The organism is Rhodococcus tukisamuensis NBRC 100609, from assembly GCF_001894985.1.
In the GTDB taxonomy this organism is placed as follows: Bacteria; Actinomycetota; Actinomycetes; order Mycobacteriales; family Mycobacteriaceae; genus Rhodococcus_G; species Rhodococcus_G tukisamuensis.
Window position 1 is genome coordinate 24,567 of sequence record NZ_BCXG01000022.1, and the last position, 20,015, is coordinate 44,581.

At 70.5% G+C, this 20,015-nt stretch carries 20 protein-coding genes and 1 tRNA gene; 10 read left to right on the forward strand and 11 right to left on the reverse strand.

Annotation, left to right across the window (positions count from 1 at the left end):
- Positions 1-29: 29 nt before the first annotated feature.
- Together RT2_RS19250 and RT2_RS19255 are read left to right on the forward strand one after the other, a co-directional pair.
- Positions 30-947: a thioredoxin-like domain-containing protein gene (locus RT2_RS19250; RefSeq protein ID WP_072846414.1), complete on the forward strand. Its 918-nt coding sequence runs from the start codon at positions 30-32 to the stop codon at positions 945-947.
- Positions 940-1,668: a DUF305 domain-containing protein gene (locus RT2_RS19255; protein ID WP_072846415.1), complete on the forward strand. Its 729-nt coding sequence runs from the start codon at positions 940-942 to the stop codon at positions 1,666-1,668. The genes RT2_RS19250 and RT2_RS19255 overlap by 8 nt, the downstream gene beginning before the upstream one ends.
- Before the next feature lie 64 nt (positions 1,669-1,732).
- On the opposite strand, the gene RT2_RS19260 is transcribed toward RT2_RS19255, so the two are convergent.
- On the reverse strand, positions 1,733-4,138 hold the full coding sequence (locus RT2_RS19260; protein WP_072846468.1) for a phosphoketolase family protein: 2,406 nt from the start codon (positions 4,136-4,138) through the stop codon (positions 1,733-1,735).
- Between the two features lie 220 nt (positions 4,139-4,358).
- Between RT2_RS19260 and RT2_RS19265 the strand changes: the two genes are divergently transcribed.
- A tRNA-Arg gene (locus tag RT2_RS19265) sits at positions 4,359-4,434 on the forward strand.
- Between the two features lie 60 nt (positions 4,435-4,494).
- Here the strand turns inward: RT2_RS19265 and RT2_RS19270 are convergent.
- The 6 genes from RT2_RS19270 to RT2_RS19295 form a co-directional block, all read right to left on the reverse strand.
- Positions 4,495-4,866, reverse strand: a complete 372-nt coding sequence (locus RT2_RS19270) for a nuclear transport factor 2 family protein (protein WP_072846416.1) — start codon at positions 4,864-4,866, stop codon at positions 4,495-4,497.
- 81 nt (positions 4,867-4,947) lie between these two features.
- Positions 4,948-6,012, reverse strand: coding sequence for a TIGR03617 family F420-dependent LLM class oxidoreductase (locus RT2_RS19275; protein ID WP_072846417.1), 1,065 nt, complete (start codon positions 6,010-6,012; stop codon positions 4,948-4,950).
- A 44-nt stretch (positions 6,013-6,056) separates the two neighbouring features.
- Positions 6,057-7,169 carry a 3'(2'),5'-bisphosphate nucleotidase CysQ gene (locus tag RT2_RS19280; protein WP_072846418.1) on the reverse strand — a complete coding sequence of 371 codons (1,113 nt, stop codon included), beginning with the start codon at positions 7,167-7,169 and terminating at the stop codon, positions 6,057-6,059.
- Positions 7,166-9,028 carry a sulfate adenylyltransferase subunit CysN gene (gene cysN / locus RT2_RS19285; RefSeq protein ID WP_092776438.1) on the reverse strand — a complete coding sequence of 621 codons (1,863 nt, stop codon included), beginning with the start codon at positions 9,026-9,028 and terminating at the stop codon, positions 7,166-7,168. Before cysN ends, RT2_RS19280 begins: the two co-directional genes overlap by 4 nt.
- Positions 9,028-9,954 (reverse strand): sulfate adenylyltransferase subunit CysD, encoded by a 927-nt coding sequence (gene cysD / locus RT2_RS19290; protein ID WP_072846469.1) that lies wholly within the window; start codon positions 9,952-9,954, stop codon positions 9,028-9,030. Before cysD ends, cysN begins: the two co-directional genes overlap by 1 nt.
- A 94-nt stretch (positions 9,955-10,048) precedes the next feature.
- Positions 10,049-11,011 (reverse strand): IclR family transcriptional regulator, encoded by a 963-nt coding sequence (locus RT2_RS19295; RefSeq protein ID WP_072846420.1) that lies wholly within the window; start codon positions 11,009-11,011, stop codon positions 10,049-10,051.
- 94 nt (positions 11,012-11,105) lie between these two features.
- Between RT2_RS19295 and RT2_RS19300 the strand changes: the two genes are divergently transcribed.
- The 5 genes from RT2_RS19300 to RT2_RS19320 all read left to right on the forward strand — a co-directional run bounded on the left by RT2_RS19300 (position 11,106) and on the right by RT2_RS19320 (position 15,148).
- Complete coding sequence (locus RT2_RS19300; protein WP_072846421.1) at positions 11,106-12,290, forward strand: hypothetical protein; 1,185 nt, start codon at positions 11,106-11,108, stop codon at positions 12,288-12,290.
- Positions 12,291-12,298: 8 nt separating this feature from the next.
- A complete protein-coding gene (locus RT2_RS19305; protein ID WP_072846422.1) occupies positions 12,299-13,081 on the forward strand; it encodes an SDR family oxidoreductase in 783 nt (260 codons plus the stop codon).
- A 13-nt stretch (positions 13,082-13,094) separates the two neighbouring features.
- On the forward strand, positions 13,095-14,246 hold the full coding sequence (locus RT2_RS19310) for a sulfotransferase family protein (RefSeq protein WP_072846423.1): 1,152 nt from the start codon (positions 13,095-13,097) through the stop codon (positions 14,244-14,246).
- A 159-nt stretch (positions 14,247-14,405) separates the two neighbouring features.
- Positions 14,406-14,819: a Zn-ribbon domain-containing OB-fold protein gene (locus RT2_RS19315; RefSeq protein ID WP_072846424.1), complete on the forward strand. Its 414-nt coding sequence runs from the start codon at positions 14,406-14,408 to the stop codon at positions 14,817-14,819.
- The gene (locus tag RT2_RS19320; RefSeq protein ID WP_072846425.1) at positions 14,816-15,148 is read left to right on the forward strand and encodes a hypothetical protein; all 333 of its coding nucleotides are present in this window, start codon (positions 14,816-14,818) and stop codon (positions 15,146-15,148) included. The genes RT2_RS19315 and RT2_RS19320 overlap by 4 nt, the downstream gene beginning before the upstream one ends.
- Positions 15,149-15,207: 59 nt before the next feature.
- On the opposite strand, the gene RT2_RS19325 is transcribed toward RT2_RS19320, so the two are convergent.
- Positions 15,208-16,041: an alpha/beta fold hydrolase gene (locus tag RT2_RS19325; protein WP_072846426.1), complete on the reverse strand. Its 834-nt coding sequence runs from the start codon at positions 16,039-16,041 to the stop codon at positions 15,208-15,210.
- Between the two features lie 182 nt (positions 16,042-16,223).
- Here RT2_RS19325 and RT2_RS19330 point away from each other — a divergent pair, with 182 nt between their 5' ends.
- Together RT2_RS19330 and bfr are read left to right on the forward strand one after the other, a co-directional pair.
- Positions 16,224-16,421 (forward strand): (2Fe-2S)-binding protein, encoded by a 198-nt coding sequence (locus RT2_RS19330; protein WP_072846427.1) that lies wholly within the window; start codon positions 16,224-16,226, stop codon positions 16,419-16,421.
- An 86-nt stretch (positions 16,422-16,507) separates the two neighbouring features.
- A complete protein-coding gene (gene bfr / locus RT2_RS19335; RefSeq protein ID WP_072846428.1) occupies positions 16,508-16,993 on the forward strand; it encodes a bacterioferritin in 486 nt (161 codons plus the stop codon).
- A gap of 55 nt (positions 16,994-17,048) precedes the next feature.
- Here the strand turns inward: bfr and RT2_RS19340 are convergent, their stop codons facing one another.
- The 3 genes from RT2_RS19340 to RT2_RS19350 are packed head-to-tail and all read right to left on the reverse strand — an operon-like array spanning position 17,049 to position 20,015.
- Positions 17,049-18,212, reverse strand: coding sequence for a CaiB/BaiF CoA transferase family protein (locus RT2_RS19340; protein WP_072846429.1), 1,164 nt, complete (start codon positions 18,210-18,212; stop codon positions 17,049-17,051).
- Positions 18,205-19,266, reverse strand: coding sequence for a phosphotransferase family protein (locus RT2_RS19345; RefSeq protein WP_072846430.1), 1,062 nt, complete (start codon positions 19,264-19,266; stop codon positions 18,205-18,207). The genes RT2_RS19340 and RT2_RS19345 overlap by 8 nt, the downstream gene beginning before the upstream one ends.
- Positions 19,266-20,015, reverse strand: a complete 750-nt coding sequence (locus tag RT2_RS19350) for an SDR family NAD(P)-dependent oxidoreductase (RefSeq protein WP_072846431.1) — start codon at positions 20,013-20,015, stop codon at positions 19,266-19,268. Before RT2_RS19350 ends, RT2_RS19345 begins: the two co-directional genes overlap by 1 nt.

Here is a 20,015-nt window from a genome sequence, read left to right on the forward strand (position 1 = left end):
GTGTCCCACCACCGAAAGAGCACTCACCGATGCCCAGCGGTTCGGAAAATCGTGACGCCAAGAAGAGTGGCGCCAAGTCAGCCAAGGCGATGAAAGCCGCCAAGAAGAGTTCCGGCGGCGCCAAGACGAGGTCCGGGATGCCGAAGAGGCGCGAGATCCCGTGGATGACGATCGGCGCGGTCGTGGCCGTGCTGGCCCTCGTGGGCCTGCTCGCTTTCAGCCTGGTGCCCAAGTACCAGGACAAGGCCGCGGCCGACAAGTTCGCGCCCTCCGCCGAGAACCCCGACCCGTCGACCGTCATCGACGGCGTCGTGAAGAAGGACTACCCGGCCGCCCTGCACGTCGCCGCGACCCAGCGCGTGGCCTACGACCAGAGTCCGCCGTTCGGCGGTCCGCACGACGCGACCTGGGCCACCTGCACCGGCATCGTCTACCCGACCGCCATCCGCACCGAGAACGCGGTGCACTCGCTCGAGCACGGCGCGGTGTGGATCGCCTACAACCCGGACAAGGTCTCGTCCGACGACCTGGACACCCTGAAGACCAAGGTCGACGGCAAGGCCTACATGCTGATGTCGCCGTACCCGGGCCTGGACTCCCCGATCTCGCTGCAGAGCTGGGGCCACCAGCTCAAGGTCGACAGCGCCGACGACAAGCGGATCAACGAGTTCGTCGCCGCGCTGCGCCTGAACAACTTCGGCGCGTACCCGGAGAAGGGCGCGAGTTGCTCGACCATCCCGGGCGCGTTCGATCCCGACAACCCGCCGGCATTCGACCCGACCGCACCGGGCCCCGACGCCGTGACCATGGACGGCACGGGCATCACGCCCGACACCGGTGAGCTCGGCGGACTCGAGGGCCTGACTCCCCCGGCCGCACCCGCGGCCCCGGCACCGGCACCCGCGGCCCCGGCACCGGCACCGGCACCGGCGGGCAGCAATGGCTGACCAGCCACAACAGGCTGAAACCGGCGCCGCGGAGGGCGGGGGCAACGTACGCAGCCAGCGCACGGCCCTCGCCGTGCTGGGCCTGATCGCCGCGATCGCGGTCGGGTTCGGGCTCGGCTTCCTGGCCAACCAGTTCCTGCACGACGAGCAGCCCGCGACCCCGGTCGCGGGCTCGGTCGACGTCGGGTTCGCGCAGGACATGACCGTGCACCACAACCAGGCGGTGGAGATGGCGGCGATCGCGATCGCCAACGCCGAGGACCCCATGGTCCGTGACCTGGCGTACGACATCCTCACCACGCAGCAGAACCAGATCGGCCAGATGACGGGCTGGTTGTCGCTGTGGAACCAGCCGCTGCTGCCGACCGGCGACTACATGACGTGGATGGATTCCGGCCACGACATGTCCGGTCACGGCACGTCCCCGTCCGGCACCGCCGACCAGCAGTCCGGCATGGCCACCATGCCCGGCATGGCCAGCAGCGAGGACATGGCCGCGTTGCGGCAGGCCCGCGGCGCGGCCGCGGACGTGTTGTTCCTCCAGTTGATGCTGCGCCACCACGAGGGCGGCCTGCCCATGATGGAGTACGGCGCCCAGTACGCGGACGTGCCGACCGTTCGCGACCTCGCGCAGACGATGGTCGCCACCCAGCAGTCCGAGTCCCACCGGATGACGCAACTGCTCACCGAGAAGGGCGCGGCACCGCTGCCGATGAACTAGGCGGCGAACCAGGCACTGCCGGGCTCGTGCGCACCTCGCCGGTGTGCACGGGCCCGGCGGCGTCTCACCCCTCGGGCGGGGCGGTGAACCCCCACGTCCACTCGCGCACCTCGGGCATGTCCTCGAGGTGTTCGCGCACGTAGTCGTGGTGCCGGGCCAGCTGGGCGCGGCAGAAGTCGGCCAGTTCGGTGCCCCGCTCCGGGATCCGACGCGCGCGTCGCAACGCCTCGAGCACCAGGTGGTACCGGCTCATCCGGTTGAGCACGACCATGTCGAACGGCGTGGTCGTGGTGCCCTGCTCACTGAACCCACGCACGTGGAATCGCTCCGGCCCGGTCCGGCCGTGCAGCAGTTCGTGCACCGCCCGCGAGTACCCGTGGAACGCGAACACCACGTCGGTCCCGGCGGTGAACAGCCCGACGAACTTCTCCTCGGGAAAACCGTGCGGGTGCACGCTCTCCGGCAGCAACGCCATCAGGTCCACCACGTTGACCACGCGGACCTGCAGGTGCGGCACCCACACGCGCAGCAGTTCGGCGGCCGCCAGGATCTCCTGGGTCGGCACGTCGCCCGCCGCCGCGAGCACGATGTCGGGCTCGTCCGGCACCCCGGGCACCCGTTCCTCCGTGCCCGCCCAGCCCCACACCGAGGCGCCGGCCGCGCAGTGCTCGTCGGCCTCCTCGAGCGTGAGGTACTGCAGGTGCGGCTGCTTGTCCACGACGATCAGGTTGACGTGGTCGGTGCTGCGCAGGCAGTGGTCGGCGATGGAGAGCAGGGTGTTGGAGTCCGGCGGCAGCCACACCCGCACCACCTGTGGCGCCAGTGGGATGGCCGCGTCGATCATGCCGGGCCCCTGGTGGCTGAACCCGTTGTGGTCGTTGCGCCAGCAGGTGCTGGTCAGCAGCACGTTCAGCGACGACACCGGCGCCCGCCACCGCAGCTCGGCGGCGTGTTGGAGCCACTTGGTGTGCTGGATCAGCATGGAGACGCTCACCATGGCGAACGCCTCGTAGCTCGCGAAGATCCCGTGCCCGCCGGCCAGCAGGTAGCCCTCGAGCCAGCCCTGGCAGAGGTGCTCGCTGAGCACCTCCATGACCCGGCCGTCCGGCCCTAGTCCGTCGTCGTCCGCCGTCGACGGCAGCTGCCAGCAGCGGTCGGTGACCTCGAACACCGCACCGAGCCGGTTGCTGGCCGTCTCGTCGGGGCAGAAGAGCCGGAACGGGCCGCCGCCGTCGGGGCGGGTGGTGTCGGCGTAGAGGTCCCGCATCAGCTCCCCCAGCACCCGGGTCGTCTCGTGCAGGGTGGTCGCCGGCATGTCGATCTCGAGCGCGTAGCGGGCGAGGTCCGGGATCGCGAGCGGCATCCGCAACCGGCCGCCGTTGGCGTACGGCGTGGCGCCCATGCGCTTGTCGCCGACCGGCGCCAGCGCCGCCAGTTCCGGAACCAGCGCGCCGGCGGCGTCGAACAGTTCGTCGGGGCGGTAGGAGCGCATCCACTCCTCCAGCAGCGCCAGGTGGGCGGGATTGTCCCGGACCCCGGACAGCGGCACCTGGTGCGCGCGGTGGGTGCCCTCGATCAGCACCCCGTCCACCGTGTGTGGCCCCGTCCAGCCCTTGGGCGTGCGCAGCACCACCGCGGGCCACCGTCGGCCGCGGGTGTCGACTCCCGACCGCGCGTCACGCTGGATCTCCGCGATCCTCGCGTGCGCCGACGCGACCGCCGCGTCGAGCGCCCGGAACACCGGCCGCGGGTCGTCCCCGGCCACCACGACGGGCGCCCAGCCCTGCCCGGCGAGGTAGGCGCACACGTCGTCGTCGGAGCTGCGGCCCAGGACGGTCGGGCCGGCGATCTTCGCGCCGTTGAGATGCAGGATCGGCAGCACCGCCCCGTCCCGGCGGGGGTTGAGGAACGCCGGCAGCTTCCAGGACGCGGACAGCGGGCCGGTCTCGGCCTCGCCGTCGCCGATCACACAGGCCACCAGCAACTCCGGCCGGTCGAACGCCGCCCCGCCGGCGTGCGCGAGGGCGTACCCGAGTTCCCCGCCCTCGTGGATGCTGCCGGGGGTCTGCACGCTCACGTGGCTCGGGATGCCGCCGGGGGTGGAGAACTGGCGGCACAGCCGCTGCACCCCCTCGGCGTCGCGGCCGACGTGCGGGTAGACCTCCGAGTAGGTGCCCTCGAGGTAGGTCGATGCCACCAGGGCCGGGCCGCCGTGCCCGGGTCCGGTCACGTACAGCACGTCCGCGCCCGTCCGCCGGATGTGACGGTTGAGTACCGCGTAGATCGCGGACAGACCCGGGCTGGTCCCCCAGTGCCCGAGCAGCCGTGGCTTGACGTGCTCGGGTCTGAGCGGGTCGCGCAGCAAGGCGTTGTCCTGCAGGTAGATCTGCGCGACCGTCAGGTAGTTGGCGGCGTCCCACCACCGCAGGTCCAGGTCGAGCTCGGCGTCGGTGTAGCTCTGGTCTGCCATCGAAGAGACCCTTCGGTATTCGTGGTTGAACCCGTGCTGATCACTCTGCGTCACCATTGCGCTGCCGAACCCGCGCCCGCGTCCGTCGAACCGCCGGTTTCTCCCCGCGGGCACCGGGCGCGTACCAGGCACTTTACCCAATCCGGGGGTCCAAATATGGATCCGGCGAGTCATGGGTTACGCTAACCCCGCCCAATGGCACGCCGGAAGTTTTCGGCGGGCCCCCGTAGCTCAGGGGATAGAGCGTTCGCCTCCGGAGCGAAAGGCCGCAGGTTCGAATCCTGCCGGGGGCACCACCATTTGACGCGGGAACCCCGATCCAGGGAACTGGATCGGGGTTCTTGCGTTTGTCGGTGCTACTGGCCGCCGAGGGCCGCGAGCGGGGCCATGTCAAAGTAGTCCCGCCAGGCCGCGATCTTGCCGTCCTCGTCGACCTCGAACACCCCCATCACCGGCAGTTCGACGGTGTTGCCGTTGATGGTGAACACGTCGGTGCGCTCGTTCATCACCACGCGGCCGGCACTGGTCTGGTGGTGGATCGTGAACACGATGCCGCCGAACGCCCCGAGGAACCCGGCGAGGAAGTCCTTGATCGCAGGCTTCCCCACCACGGGTTCCATCGGAATGTTGTGGTAGACAGCGTCTTCGGCGAAGTACTCGGCGAGCGTCTCGGGGTTCGAGTCCGCCCAGCGGGCGCAGAACTCGGTGACGACGGCGTCTGCATCCATGGATGCTCCTAGCGTGGGTGCGACTCGGCGCGGATCGGACGCGGCCCCGGTCGGGCGCGTCGGCGCCGGGTCCTCACACTCTCACGCGGGCCCGGAGACCAGGCCCGGTTTCGGCGCCGCTGCGCCGGTCTGGAGGTCGGCGACCACCCGCGCCATCTGCGGGTCACGGTCCGGGTCCGCGGGCAGCGTCAGGGTGACCCCGTCCGCCAACCCGGCCACCCGGCGGCGGACGGCCTCGGCCAGCTCCGGGTAGCGCGCGGTGGGCAGCATCGCGTCGAGCACGTCGTCGGTGACCACCTCCCGCAGCTCGGACCACGAGTCGCGCCGGACCATCCGGGCCAGCGGCTCACGCAGGTGTCCGAGACCGCACCGCACCAGCTCCTGGTGGTAGGCCGGCGTCGAGTAGAGGAAGGCGAAGAGCCGGCGCTGGCGTTCCCGCTCGCGGTCCACCTCGGCTTCCGTCTCGCCGGTGATCACCTGCACGCCCGCGACGAGTTCGAGGTCGGCGAGGGTTCGGCCGGCGGACGCGGCACCGGCGCCCAGCGCGGGCCGGCAGTCGGACTCGAGGTACTGCGGGCTGGAGTTGGTGGGGTGGGTGATGAAGCCGTCGGCCAGTTCCCCTGCCACCGTGCACATCCGGCGCCCCACCCCGCCCAGGTAGACGGGCGGTGTCGGGGTCTGCGCGTCGGGTCCCGGGTTGAAGTACGGCTGCATCCGCCGGAAGCGGTAGTGCTCGCCGTCGAAGACCGTCAGCTCGCCGGTCCGGAAGGTCTCGAACGCCGCGTGCACCACCCGCACGTACTCGGCCATCCGCGCGGCGGGCGCCGACCACGGCATCGCGTACCGCTCCTCGATGTTCTGCCGCACCTGGCAGCCGAGGCCCAGTTGGAAGCGGCCGCCGGAGAGCCGTGAGAGGTCCCACGCGGTGTACGCGGTCAGCAGCGGGCTGCGGACGAAGGCCAGCGCGACGGAGGTGCGGACCACGATCCGCTCGGTCGCCTGCAGGGCCTGCAGGGCCAGCATGAACGGGTCGTGCACGGTCTCGGAGACGTGCAACCCGTCGTAGCCCGCCGCCTCCGCGCGCCGCGCGTAGGCGCCGATGTCCGCCAGTCCGAGCCTCGGGTCCGTGCCCGTGTACACCTTCACCCGACAGTTGTACCCGAGGCGGACCCGGACCCGAGGCGCCGTGGTCAGCGCAGCGGTTCGATGATCGCGGTGATCGCCGCGATCGCCGCGCCCGAGATCGCGAAGTGCTCGGTGATCGACACCGTGAGCGTGCCCTCGCCGGAGCGCATGTCGAGCAGGAAGCGGGCCACCACCTGGGCGCCCCACTCGTTCAGCTGGAGGTCCCGGATCCCGGTGATCGGCTCGTACTGGTGACCGTGCTCGAGCTCGTACCGGATCTCCTCACCGCTGCTGCCGGTGCGCTGGCCGTTCTCCACCCGGAGGCAGTTCTCCGCCAACCGCACCTTCGAGGCGTCGTGGGTGACGAGCGAGTCCAGGTACTCGCGGACCAGCGCCACCGACTGGCTGCCCGCCGCCGCGGTGAGCGTCGCAATCTCGCCCAGCAGCGTGCCCGCCACCTCGGGGCGGCAGATGAGCAGGTCCGGCAGGTAGGGACGGGTCTCGTTGTAGCGCAGCGCACTACCGTCCACCCGGGAACAGTGCAGCCCGGCCGCCTGGGCAACGCCGACCGGCGCAGCGGAGTCCCACTCCCACTGCCCGCCGGCGTGCACGTACGCGTCCGCCTCTCCGCGCAGCACCGCCATCGCCTTCGCACCCGCCGAGCCCATCGGGACCAGCTCGGCATCGACGCGGTGGGCCAGCTCCGTGACGAATGCGGGTGGGCGGCTGCCGCTCACCAGGATTCGGAGCGGCCCGGGCGCGCGCTCGGCGAGGCCGACCGCGCCGGAGGTGTACACCGCACCCAGTGCGGGCTGCGCCACCGCCGCCTCGGTGATCCCGCGGCCACGCTCCCACAGCGCCACGTGCACGGCCCAGTCGTCGCGGCCCGGCAGCCCGTACTCCTTGGAGCCGTCGAGGGGGTCGATGATCCACACGCGATCCCGGTCGAGTCGCGCCAGGTCGTCGGCCGACTCCTCGGAGAGCACGGCGTCGGCGGGACGCCCCTCCGCGAGGAGGTCGAGGAGCAAGGTGTTGGCCTCCTTGTCCCCACGCCTCCCCAGCTCCCGCGCCTGGGCCGGGTCGAGTGGGGTGGAGCCGAGCTCCCCGGCACGGATCTCGGTCAGCAGCTCACCCGCACGGGCGGCCAGGTCGGCGGCAAATTCGGCGTCGGCGTTCATATCGAAAGATATTCCACGATCCGCACGGCCTGCGCAGCCGGATCGCCGTCCTCGGGCGTCAGCACCAGTTCGGCGTGCTCGGGCCGCTCGTACGGGTCGTCGACTCCGGTGAAACCGGTGATCTCCCCCGCCCTCGCCTTGGCGTACATGCCCTTCGGGTCCCGGGCCTCGCACTGCTCGATCGGGGTGTCGACGAAGACCTCGACGAACGGGATCCCGGCCGCCTCGTGCTGGGCCCGCACCCGGTCTCGGTCCTCCCGGTAGGGACTGATCAGCGAGGCCACCGCGATCACTCCCGCGTCCGCGAGCAGCTGCGCCACCTCCCCCACCCGGCGGACGTTCTCGGCCCGGTCGTCGGCGCTGAATCCGAGGTCCGAGTTGAGTCCGTGCCGGAGGTTGTCTCCGTCGAGCCGGTAGGCCGGCACCCCGGCCGCGACCAGTCGACGTTCGAGTTCCACGGCGACGGTGGACTTCCCCGACGCCGACAGTCCGGTCAACCAGACGGTGGCACCGCGGGTGGCCCGCTCCTCGCGGGAGACCGCGGCGGAGTGCCACACCACCTTCGACTCCTTGAGCGTCGGCCCGGTGATCATCCCGGCCGCGACGGTCGCGCCGGTGGCCTCGTCGACCAGGATGAAGCTGCCGGTGACGCGGTTGCGGCGGTACGGGTCGAACAGCAACGGCTGCTGCGTCTTGAGCTGCACGCGGCCGATCTCGTTGAGCTGCAGGCGGTCCGCGGACTCGTCGCGGTGCAGGGTGTTGACGTCGAGCCGGTAGTCCAGGCTCACCACCTGCGCCTTGGTGGACCGGGTGGTGTGCAGCAACGAGTACCGCGCGTTCTCGCTCAGTGCCGACTGCTCGGTGAGCCAGCAGACCATCGCGTCGACCTCCTGGCCGACGAGGGGGCGGTTGTTCGGCCGGCACAGCATGTCGCCGCGGCCGATGTCGATGTCGTCGGCGAGCTGGACGCAGACGGCCGACGGCGCGAACGCCTCCTCGACCGGCACCCCGCCCGGACCGTAGACGGCCGCGACGGTGGACGTGAAGCCGGACGGCAGCACCATCACCTCGTCGCCCGCCTTGAACACGCCGCTGGCGACGGTGCCCGCGTAGCCGCGGAAGTCATGCAGCGCGGCGTCGGTCTGCTGCTGCGGGCGGATGACGTACTGGACCGGGAAGCGCGCGTCGATCAGGTTGCGGTCCGAGGCGATGTGCACCTCCTCGAGGTGGTGCAGCAGCGACGAGCCCTCGTACCAGGGCATGTTCTCGGTGCGGGTGACGATGTTGTCGCCCTTGAGCGCGGAGACCGGGACGAAGGTGAGGTCGTGGATGTCCAGCTTGATCGCGAACTGCCGGAACTCCTCCTTGATCTCCTCGAAGCGCTCCTGCGACCAGTCGACCAGGTCCATCTTGTTCACGCACAGCACCAGGTGCGGGATGCCGAGCAGGGTGGAGAGGAACGCGTGCCGCCGGGTCTGTTCGAGCACGCCCTTGCGCGCGTCGACCAGGATCAGCGCGAGATCCGCGGTGGACGCGCCGGTCACCATGTTGCGGGTGTACTGCTCGTGTCCGGGGGTGTCGGCGACGATGAACTTGCGGCGCGGCGTGGCGAAGTAGCGGTGTGCGACGTCGATGGTGATGCCCTGCTCGCGTTCGGCGCGGAGGCCGTCGGTGAGCAGCGCCAGGTCGGCGTACTCGTCGCCGCGGGCGCGGCTGGTGCGCTCGACGGCCTCGAGCTGGTCCTCGAAGATCGACTTGGAGTCGTAGAGCAGCCGACCGATCAGCGTGGACTTGCCGTCGTCGACACTGCCCGCGGTGGCCACCCGGAGCAGCTGGAGTTGATGCTGGGACTGCGCCATCAGAAGTACCCCTCCTTCTTGCGGTCTTCCATCCCGGCCTCGGAGATGCGGTCGTCGGCGCGGGTGGCGCCGCGCTCGGTGATGCGGCTGGCGGCCACCTCGGTGACCACCTCGGCCGCGGTGGCCGCCGAGGACTCGACACAGCCGGTGCAGGTGGCGTCGCCGACGGTGCGGAAGCGGACCAGCTCGTCGCGGGCCTCCTCACCGGGCAGCAGCGTCAGGAAACGGGTCTGCGCCAACAGCATTCCGTCGCGCTCGACCACCGGCCGGCGGTGCGCGTAGTAGATCGACGGCAGCGCGATGTCCTCCTCGAGGATGTACTGCCAGATGTCGAGTTCGGTCCAGTTGGAGATCGGGAACACCCGGATGTGCTCGCCCTTGCGGTGCCGGCCGTTGTAGAGGTTCCACAGCTCGGGACGCTGCGCGCGCGGGTCCCACTGCCCGAATTCGTCGCGGAAGCTGAACACTCGCTCCTTGGCCCGTGCCTTCTCCTCGTCCCGGCGGGCGCCACCGAAGACCGCGTCGTAGCCGTTCTCCCGGATCCCCCGCAGCAGGGTGTGGGTCTGCAGCCGGTTGCGGCTGGCCCGCGGACCGGTCTCCTCCACCACGCCGCCGGAGTCGATGTCGTCCTGCACCCCGGCGACCACCAGTCGCAGCCCGAGTCGCTCGACCGTCTCGTCCCGGAACGCGATCACCTCGTCGAAGTTGTGCCCGGTGTCGACGTGCATCACCGGGAAGGGCAGCGGCGCCGGCCAGAAGGCCTTGGCCGCGAGGTGCAGCATCACCACCGAGTCCTTGCCCCCGGAGAACAGGAGCGCAGGCCGCTCGAAGGTGGCCGCCACCTCCCGGAATATGTGCACCGACTCCGCCTCGAGCGCACCCAGATGGGTGAGCTCGTAGGCCGGTGGGGAGTGGAGGGTTGTCATGTGCGGCTCCTCGACTGGACCGGATCCCGGCATCGGTACATTTTTGTACCGGCCCGGTTCGAAACTGAAGTCTGCGCCGACAATAGAACGCGTTCTAGGCCGGGTCAATCCCCTCCCGCACACTCGCGCGCTCGCGCCGGTCGGGCCATCGCCCGCCGACCTCGGCGGTCACGGCATCCGCGGCCGCGGCCAGCGCCTTCCCCCTGCGCGCAATCTCGGAGCCGGTGATCGACCCACCCACGTCCAGCGTCAGCACCAGCGCCTGACGTCCGTCCGCGTCGTAGACGGGCGCGGCGATCAGGCTCACCGGATGCTCTGCGTCGGAGGACATCTCACGACCGAGGTACACGCGCTCACCCAGGTTCGACACCATCTCGCCGAGCAGCTCACGAATCTCCGACGGCAGGTCGTGACCCGCGACGCCCTGCATGAGGGAGAAGAGCCGGCGGCCCATCGACGTCAACCGCTCGACGAGATAGCCCGCGTCACGGCAGTCCTCGACCACCTCTCGCAGCAGGTCACGGTCGAGCACCACGGGCAGCGTGGGCTCGCGCCGCAGCCACGCCTCGAGTTCCTCGTCGGCGCCCCACAGCACGTACATCAGCCCGACCGGTGGCGCGAAGGGGTACGCCTGGCCCACCTTGACCGTCATCCGACCGACCTTCACGCCGTCCGGCACCGCCACCTCGACGATCATGACCCGGTCCCCGACCACCGCGGACGCCGTGCAGACGGACCCGAACTCGGCGGCGAGACGGTCGAGCTGCGCCCGCGCGATCGGCCCGACCGCGAACCCGCGCTGCGCCGCCCGACCCGCCGCGATCAGGGCGGGGCCGAGCCCGTAGGTCTTGGCGCCGGAATCCCGGGTCAGGTATCCCCCGCCGACCAGCGCCGAGACGATGCCCAGGCAGGTCGGCTTGCTGATCCCGAGGGCCCGCGCGAGCTCCGAGAGCCCGAACCGCTGATCCGGGCGGGCGACCAGGTAGTCAAGCACGGCCATCACCCGCTCGGTGGGCGGCGAGCGACGCCCGGCGACGGCATCCGGTTCGGCAGCCATTGACCACTCCTTAGAACACGTTCTATTGTCGGACCATCGCAGGTCCCTACCACGTAGGTACATATTTGTACCACTTTGACCATGAGGAGCGGGAGTGCTGACAGAACCACTGGCCGAGGCCATTGCCGAGGCCGAGAAGCTCGTCGAGGCGGCGCCGCACATTCGGTCCGAACAGGACCTGCTCGAGGGCTACCAGTACCTCGCGGGCGGCATCCTGGCCACGGTGCACGCCGCCTGGGCCACCGAGAAGACGCATCCGGGTTTCATCCAGGGCACCGGTCCGTACACGAAGATGGGCCTGGACAACCCCGACACCCTGTACTTCGGCACCCGCGTCGACGACGACGCCGAGTACGTCGTCACCGGAACCCGGGGCACCACCTGCGACCTCAGCTTCCAGGTGCTCAGCGGCAACTACACCGATTCCAACGTGCCCGGCAGCGCATCGGCGTTCGACGACCGGGACATCGACATCGATGCCGACGGCAACTTCGAGGTCCGATTCGGGCCCGCGGGTGGGGCGTGGGCCGAGAACGCGGCCGGGCGCCGCAACTACTTCACGCTCGCGCCGGGCGCATCACAACTGGTGGTGCGGGAGGTCTACAGCGACTGGTCCCAGCGCCGAGGCACCATCCGCGTCGAGCGCGTGGACCGCAGGGGCGTCCCGTTCGATCCGCTGACGCCCGAGGAGACGGCGAAGCGCTTCGCCCGCGCCGGCAAGGCCCTGGTCAGCAGGGTCAAGACGTGGCTGCAGTTCCCGGAGTGGTTCTACCTCAAGCTGCCGGTGAACACGATGACCGAGCCGCGGCTGACACCGGGCGGCCTGGCCACCCAGTTCTCCTCGGTCGGGCACTACGAGCTCGCCGACGACCAGGCGATGATCATCACCGTGCCGAAGTCCGACGCGCCGTACCAGGGTTTCCAGCTCGGGAGCATGTGGTACATCTCGCTGGACTACACCGGACACCAGACCTCGCTGAACAACACCCAGGCCCAGGCGGACCCGGACGGCATGATCCGCATGGTGATCTCGGAGCGGAATCCGGGCGTCACCAACTGGATCGAGACCGTCGGCCACCCGCGCGGCATCCTGCAGTTCCGCTGGCAGCGCACCTCGCGGGAGTTCACGCCGGCCGACGGACCGACCGTCGAGGTGGTCGGCATCGACGAGGTCGCCGCGAAACTGCCCTTCCACGAACAGAACAAGATCACGCCGGAGGACTGGACCGCCCGCATCGCGGAGCGCCAGGCCGCCGTCGCCAACCGCATGCTCGGATAGGACTCACCGTGACAAACCTGTTGCAGGACAAGATCGTCGTCATCTCCGGGGTCGGACCCGCACTGGGCCGCACACTGGCGTTGCGCTGCGCCGCCGCCGGCGCGGACGTGGTGCTGGCCGCCCGGACGCAGGCCCGGCTCGACGAGGTGGCAAAGGAGGTCACCGACCTCGGCCGGCGTGCGGTCACCGTCGCCACCGACATCACCGACCAGGACTCGGCGGAGCACCTGGTCGCCGCCAGCGTCGAGGCGTACGGCCGGGTGGACACCCTGGTCAACAACGCCTTCTCCGTACCGTCGATGAAGCCGTTGGCGCGCACCGACTTCCAGTCCATCCGCGACGCCGTCGAGCTGACGGTGCTCGGCGCGCTGCGGCTGACGCAGCTGTTCACCCCGGCACTCGAGGAGTCCAAGGGGTCGGTGGTGAACATCAACTCGATGGTGCTGCGGCACTCGCAGGAGCGCTACGGCAGCTACAAGATGGCCAAGGCGGCCCTGCTGGCGATGTCGCAGTCGCTCGCGACCGAACTGGGCCCCAAGGGAATCCGGGTCAACTCGGTGGCGCCGGGCTACATCTGGGGCGACACCCTCAAGGGGTATTTCGCACACCAGGCCGAGAAGTACGGCATGACGGTCGAGCAGATCTACCAGGCCACCGCCGCAAACACCGACCTCAAGCGGCTGCCCGAGACCGAGGAGGTCGCGGACGCGGTGCTCTTCCTCGCCTCCCCGATGGCCAGCGCAGTCACCGGGCAGTGCCTCGACGTCAACTGCGGCGAGTTCCACCACTAGAAGGTCGAGACAGATGACTGAACGCACCAGTGCCGAGCGGACGACCGTCGGCACCGTCGAGGACCTGCACGCCTCGGCCACCAAGATGACCGGGCTGACCGACTTCGGCGTCGACGACTACACCGAGGCCCTCGGCGTCCTGCTCGACTCCTACGCCCGGGACGAGGACCTGACCCCGTTCGGCAGCAAGATCTCCCGGGTGTTCCTGCGCGGCGCGCTGGTGGCCCGGCTGCTGTCCGAGGCCGCGTGGAAGCAGCATCCCGAACACGCCGGCGTCGCGATCGAGCGGCCGATCTTCGTCACCGGCCTGCCCCGCACGGGCACCACCGCCCTGCACCGGCTGCTCACCGTCGACCCGGCCCACCAGGGCCTGGAGATGTGGCTGACCGAGATGCCGCAGCCTCGGCCGCCGCGCGAGAGCTGGGGGTCGAACCCGGTCTTCCAGGGCATCGAGGCCCAGTTCAGCAAGCACCACGTCGAGCACCCCGAGTTCATGGGAGTGCACTACATGTCGGCCGCCGAGGTCGAGGAATGCTGGCAGCTGCTGCGGCAGACCTTCAAGTCGGTCTCCTACGAGTGCCTGGCCAACCTGCCCACGTACTCGAAGTGGCTCGAGGGGCAGGACTGGACGAACGCCTACGAGCGGCACAAGAAGAACCTGCAGCTGATCGGGCTGCCCGATCGCGACCGCCGGTGGGTGCTCAAGAACCCGAGCCACCTGTTCGCGCTCGACGAGCTGCTCGCGGTGTATCCCGACGCGCTGATCGTGCAGACCCACCGCGCGCCGAGCACCATCATCCCGTCGGTGTGCAGCCTCGCCGAGCAGGCCACCGACGGCTGGTCCAACAAGTTCAAGGGCGAGGTGATCGGCCGCAGTCAGCTCGAGCTGTGGGCGCGCGGTCTCGAGCAGTTCACCGAGGCGCGGGCCCGGCACAACCCGGCGCAGTTCATCGACGTCGACTACCACGACTTCGTCGCGGACCCGCTCGGCACGGTGGAGGGCATCTACACCACGTTCGGCCTGCCGCTGACCTCCGCCGCGCAGGGCGCGATGGAGGCCATGCACGAGGAGAGCCACAGCGGGCCGCGCCGCCCCTCGCACAAGTACACCCTCGAGGAGTTCGGGCTCACCGCCGCCGAGGTCGAGGAACGTTTCGGCGCCTGACACCGCTCGGGGAGCAGATCCGGCCGGCCCGGCGGGTCTGCTCCCCGGTCCGTCCGGACGAAAAACAGGTATGCACCCGGGTAGGTCGGCCGTCGCCGGCAGGGGCGAGCGCTGACACAGTGTGATTCACATCACCAGCCACGACCCGCCGAGGTTCCCATGCACCAAGACCAGCAGGTTTCCCCGCCCAGCACGCCGGCCGCCCCCGCGTCGGACGGACTGTTCATCAAGCGCTGCGCGAGCTGCGCCACGCTGCTCGCGCCGCTGACCGAGACGTGCACCTCCTGCCGGGGCACCGAGCTCGGCGCGGTGCTCAGCTCCGGCGCCGGAGCGATCGTGTCGTGGCAGCCGGCGGCTCCCGCACCCCACTCGGGCCAGACCCCCGGCGCGGTCGCCATCGTCAAGCTCGACGACGGCCCGAGGATCTACACCTGGATCGAAGGCGAGGTCCCGACCCCGCCCGACCTTCCCGTGCGGGTCCGGTTCCGGCCGACGCGCGACGGCGAGCGGTCCCCCCTGTTCGTCGTCATTTCGACCGCTCCGACCGCTGCCACGACGGCGGGTGCCGCATGATCGCCGGCGGCAGGACCGATGCCGAGCGGATCCAGGCGTGGCGCCGGCTGTGCGACTACCTCGCCCGCAACGGCGCCGTCAGCCCGCACGCCCGGTGGGTGGTCAACTTCGCGATCACGTGGGCACCGTTCGGCGGCGCGAGTCCGGCCGAGCTGCTCGAGACGTTCGGCGTCTCACCCGGGCGGTACATCCAGATGCTCCGCGAGGCCCTCGATCCGCACGGCGCCGCCGACTACGTCGGGACCGTCAAGCGTCAGCTGTCGGAATCGCTGCTGCAGGCCTGGGCGGGCGCCGACCCCGCGAGGTCCCGGGCGCGACGCGCCGCGTAACGGCCGGCCCAAGGATGTTCGTCTCGCCCACCCGAGAGGGCGCGGGTACTACCTGCCGGTCAGACGAGATGCCGAGCGAGCAGCTCGTCGACCTGGTCCGGCGCCTCGTCCGGGATCCAGTGGCTGACCCCGCGCAGTGTCTCGAAGGCGTATGGCGCGTCGACGTACCGGGCGGACAGCTCGGCGCCGACCCGGCCGAGAGCGGTGTCCCCGTCGCTCCACACGTGCAGGGTGGGCACCCGCACCTTGCCCGCCGTCGCCCGCCACGTGGTCAGCGCCATCGCGCGGTACCAGTTCAATCCGCCTCGGGCCCGGGACTTCTCGCGCATCGGCGGGAGGTCCCGATCCACGACCTCGGCGCTCATGCCGGTGCCGAGAAGGGCGCGGCGTATCACCTGGCCGGAGGCGAACAGCCGTTCCGGCAGCCAGGGCAGCTGGTACAGGAGCATGTACCAGGACTTGACGATCTGACTGCTGGTGAGCAGCGCCCGCACGAACGCCGCCGGGTGCGGCACCGACAGCGCGGTGAGCGTGCGCACGTGGTCCGGGCGCTGCGCGGCGACACCCCAGGCCACCGCGGCGCCCCAGTCGTGGCCGACCAGGTGCACCGGGCCCAGGCCCGCCTGCTCGATCAGCGCGACCACGTCCTGGTTCAGCTCGGCGGACCGGTAGGCCCGGCGCAAGTGGGGGCGCGCACCGACCGAACAGCCACGCAGGTCCGGCGCGAGGGTGCGGAACCCGCGCCGGTGCAGCAGCGGCGCGAGCCGGTCCCAGGATCGGGAGTCCTGCGGGAAGCCGTGCAGCAGCACGACGGGCGCACCGTCGAGCGGGCCGGCGTCCCGGACGTCGAAGATCAGGCCGGCGCGGGTGAACGTGGCGATCCGCTCGCTCATGCGTAGGACCTTACGCGGGCCTGCACGCCGACACCACGGGCCTCGGCGCCTGCGGGCAGGAGCTGTCCGGTCTTCACCGCGACCGATCGAAAGTTGTCAGATTTGGGTTAGCCTACCCTTTAAACCATCGACTTCTTAGTGTAGCCTCGCCTGGGAAGACGTCGTATCGAGGAGTTCGAAACATGTACGTGTGCATCTGCGCGGCCGCCACCGAGGACCAGGTCCAGCTGTGCATCACCGCGGGCGCACACACCGCCAAGCAGGTCGCGATGGGATGCGGGGCAGGCAAGGGCCGCGGCTGCGGACTGTGCCGCGACCGCATCAAGTCGATGATCGAGAAGCACTACTCCGAATGCGAGGTCGAACAGATCAGCGCGTAGAAACACCGGCCACTCGGCGCATAAAAACTCCGATTGGGAGATAGGCTGCGATCAAGGTTCAGCCCGCCCCCATCGGAGGTGTCACCGTGCGCGGAGACGACGAGGTTATCGCCCTTCTCAACGAGCAGTTGACCAGCGAACTCACGGCCATCAACCAGTACTTCCTGCACTCGAAGATGCAGGCGAACTGGGGCCTGACCAAGATCGCCGCGAAGACCCGCGAGGAGTCCTTCGAGGAGATGCGGCACGCGGAGCTGCTCACCGACCGGATCCTGATGCTCGAGGCGCTGCCGAACTACCAGCGACTGCTGCCCCTGCGGGTCGGACAGACCATCCGCGAGCAGTTCACCTCCGACCTGGCCGTCGAGGTCGAGGTCGTCGAACGGCTGCGACCCGGGATCACCATGTGCCGGGCGAAGGGCGACCACACCAGCGCCGGCCTGCTCGAGCAGATCCTCGCCGAGGAGGAGGAGCACGTCGACTACCTCGAGACTCAGCTCGAGCTGATCGACAAGCTCGGCGAACAGCTGTTTCTCGCGCAACTGGTCGACCAGCCGCCCAGCGCGGGCTGACGCCCCCTCCCGTCGGCGGACACCGCCCCGTCGGCGCCCACTCGACCCGCGCGGTTCAGCTCGGCCAGCCGTCCTCGAAGGCGTCGTTGTGTTCGCCGAGGGCGGGTGCGGGCAGCCGAACCTCGAAGGGCGCGTGGTCGACGAGGCCGGGCATGCCGACGTAGGTGAATGGCCCGGCGACCGGGTGCTCGGCGTCCACGAATACGCCCCGGTGCCGCAGATGCTCGTCGCCTGACATCTCGCCGAGCGTGCTGCGGACCGGCCCGATCGCCAGGCCTGCGTCGATCGCGAGCGAAATCCACTGCTGCTGTGTCCTCGTCGCGAAGATCTCGGTCAGCGTGTGCTCGAGGTCCACCCCGTCCGGGCTCGCGTCGATCAGGTCCTCGCGGCCGACGGCGCGGCAGAACCTGGCCCAGAACTTCGGCTCCAGCGCGGTGAACGCCACCGCCCGCCGATCGCCGGTTGCGTAGAGCCGGTACCGCGGCCCACCGGTGCCGTCGCTGAGCAACGGCAACGTCGTGGTGTCGGCAATCCGGTCCAGGTTCGCCTGGTAGACAACGGGAATCATCGACTGCGTCAGCAACGCGTCGGCACCCGACACGTCGATCCGAGCGCCGATGCCGCGGCGTTCCCGACGCACCAACGCGGCACAGATCGCCGTGGCCGCCGCACTGCCCGCGGCGACGGCCGCATCCCCGCCCCGCCCGCTGATCGACGCGCCCTCGCGCTCCGCCGCGCCGAGCGTCCCGTCGGCGGCGACCGTCGTCGGGTTCGCGCCCACCAGAGCGCTCATCATCAGCCCGTGCGTCGGTATCGCGGAGTACGGACCGCTCACCCCGTAGCCGCTGACCGAGCAGTGCACGAGACCCGGATTCAGCTGCGCCAGCACGGGATCCGGCAGCCCCATCTTGGCGAGGGTGCCCGGCGCGTTGCCGTCGACAAACACCGCCGCGCCCTCGAGCAGCCGACGGAACCGGGCGGCCCCCTCGGGCGTCCTCATGTCGAGGGTGATCGCCCGCTTGTTGCGGTTCAGCTGCAGGTGCGCCGGGCTGTATCCGGCGGTCACCTGGCCCAGCGCCCAGCGGATCAGGTCGCCGTGCGGCGGTTCGACCTTCACGACGTCGGCCCCGAGGTCGGCCAGCATCATCCCGACCGTGGCGCCGGTCAGCAGGCTCGCCGACTCGACCACGCGGACCCCGGCCAGCAGCGGCTCAGCCATCGCCGTCCGAGAGCCGCAGTCCGTGGTCGGCGCAGCCGTCCGCCATCGTCGCGAACAGTGCGGCCGCCTCGGGGCGACCGCGACGCGTGCCGGCCGCCACCCGCCCCTCCAGCACCACCGCCAGCCGGGCCATCGCCAGGCCCTGGTAGAACGGCAGCAGCTCGATCGACCGGCCGCTGACCTGCGCGTACCGCTCGGCGAGGTGTTGCCGGGACGGCAGCAGGTCGTGCGCGGCGGGGTCGGGGCCGCCGAGCGCGAACGCCGCCACCAGCGGGTTCTCCTCGGGCCGCACCCACCGCGCGGTCAGGTACCCGATGTCGATCATCGCGTCGCCGACGGTCGCCGTCTCCCAGTCCAGGACCGCCTGCACCGCCGCACGCTCGCGCGAGACCATGATGTTCATCGCGCTGTAGTCGCCGTGGATCAGCCCCAGGTCGTAGGCCGAGGGCTGGTCCCTGCGCAGCCGGTCGAGGAGCTTCTGCAGGGCCGGGGTGTCGCGGGTGCGGAACCGCTCGAGCATCGCCGCGGCCTTGTCGAACTGGCGCCCGAGGTACCCGTCGGGCCGCGCGATGTCGCCGAGTGCGGTCGCGCGCCAGTCGACGGCGTTCACCCTGGCGAGGGTGTCGACGATCGATTCCGCGACGGCCCGGCCGTCGCGGGGGTTGGCGTACGCCTGCGGCAGCGTCCGGTCGAGGGTGATCCCGTCGACGAACTCGCTGACCAGGAAGTCTCGGCGCGTCGGCGCGGACTCGTCGCGGACGGCGACCGCGGCCGGGTGCGGGACTCCGGTGCCCGTCAGGGCGTCGAGAATCCTGGCCTCCCGGCTCAGGTCGAAGCCGCCGCCCACCGACGCCTCCGGATGGTCGGGCGCGACCCGGAGCACCCACCGCAGCTCGCCGCGGGTCAGCAGGTAGACCGCGTGCGAGTGCCCGGCGGCCTGCACCAGCGGCGCCGCCGTCACCGCTCCCCGGCCCGGCAGCCGGTCGGCGAGCCAGCGGGAGAGGTCCTCGACCTCGGCGTCGCCGAGCGCTCGACTGCTCGTGGTTTCCGACATCAGAACCGGAATCCCCCGTTGAGGCCGATGGTCTGACCGGTCAGCCAGCCGGACTCCCCGCCGACCAGGTGGCTCACCAGGGCAGCCACCTCGGAGGGCTCCCCCACCCGCCGAACCGGCGCCTGCATCGCGTAGAAGTCGATCACCTGCTGATTCGTCACCGCCCGCGCCGTCGCGGTGTCCACGAGGCCCAGTTGGATGGTGTTGCAGGTGATTCCGCGTCCGCCGAGCTCGCTGGCCGCGGTGCGGGTGATCGACTCGGCGGCCGCCTTGCTCGCCGCGTACGCCGCCCCGCCGAACAGTCCCTGCACCGTGGCGACCGACGAGATGTTGACGATGCGGCCGCCGTCGGCCATCCGCTGTGAACACTCGGCGGCCGCGACCAGCAACGCGTGCGCATTGAGCGCAAACACCTGGAGGTAGTCGTCGTGCCGCTGGGTCGCCAGCTTGGGGAGTGACCCGAAAACCGCGGTGGCCGCGTTGTGGACGAAGGCGTCGAGGCGTCCGAATTCGTCGACCGCCGTGTCCACCAGCAGCCGCACGCCTTCGGGCTCGGTGAGGTCGGCCTGCACGGTCACCGCCCGCACCCCCGACTCCCGGCAGTCGTGTGCGGCATCCTCGGCGCCGGATTCGTTGGCGCAGTATGCGATCACCACGTCGAAACCGTCGGCGGCCAGTCGCCGGCTGATCGCCGACCCGATGCCGCCGCCGCCGCCGGTGACCACCGCGGTGCGCTGCTGGTCCCCCAT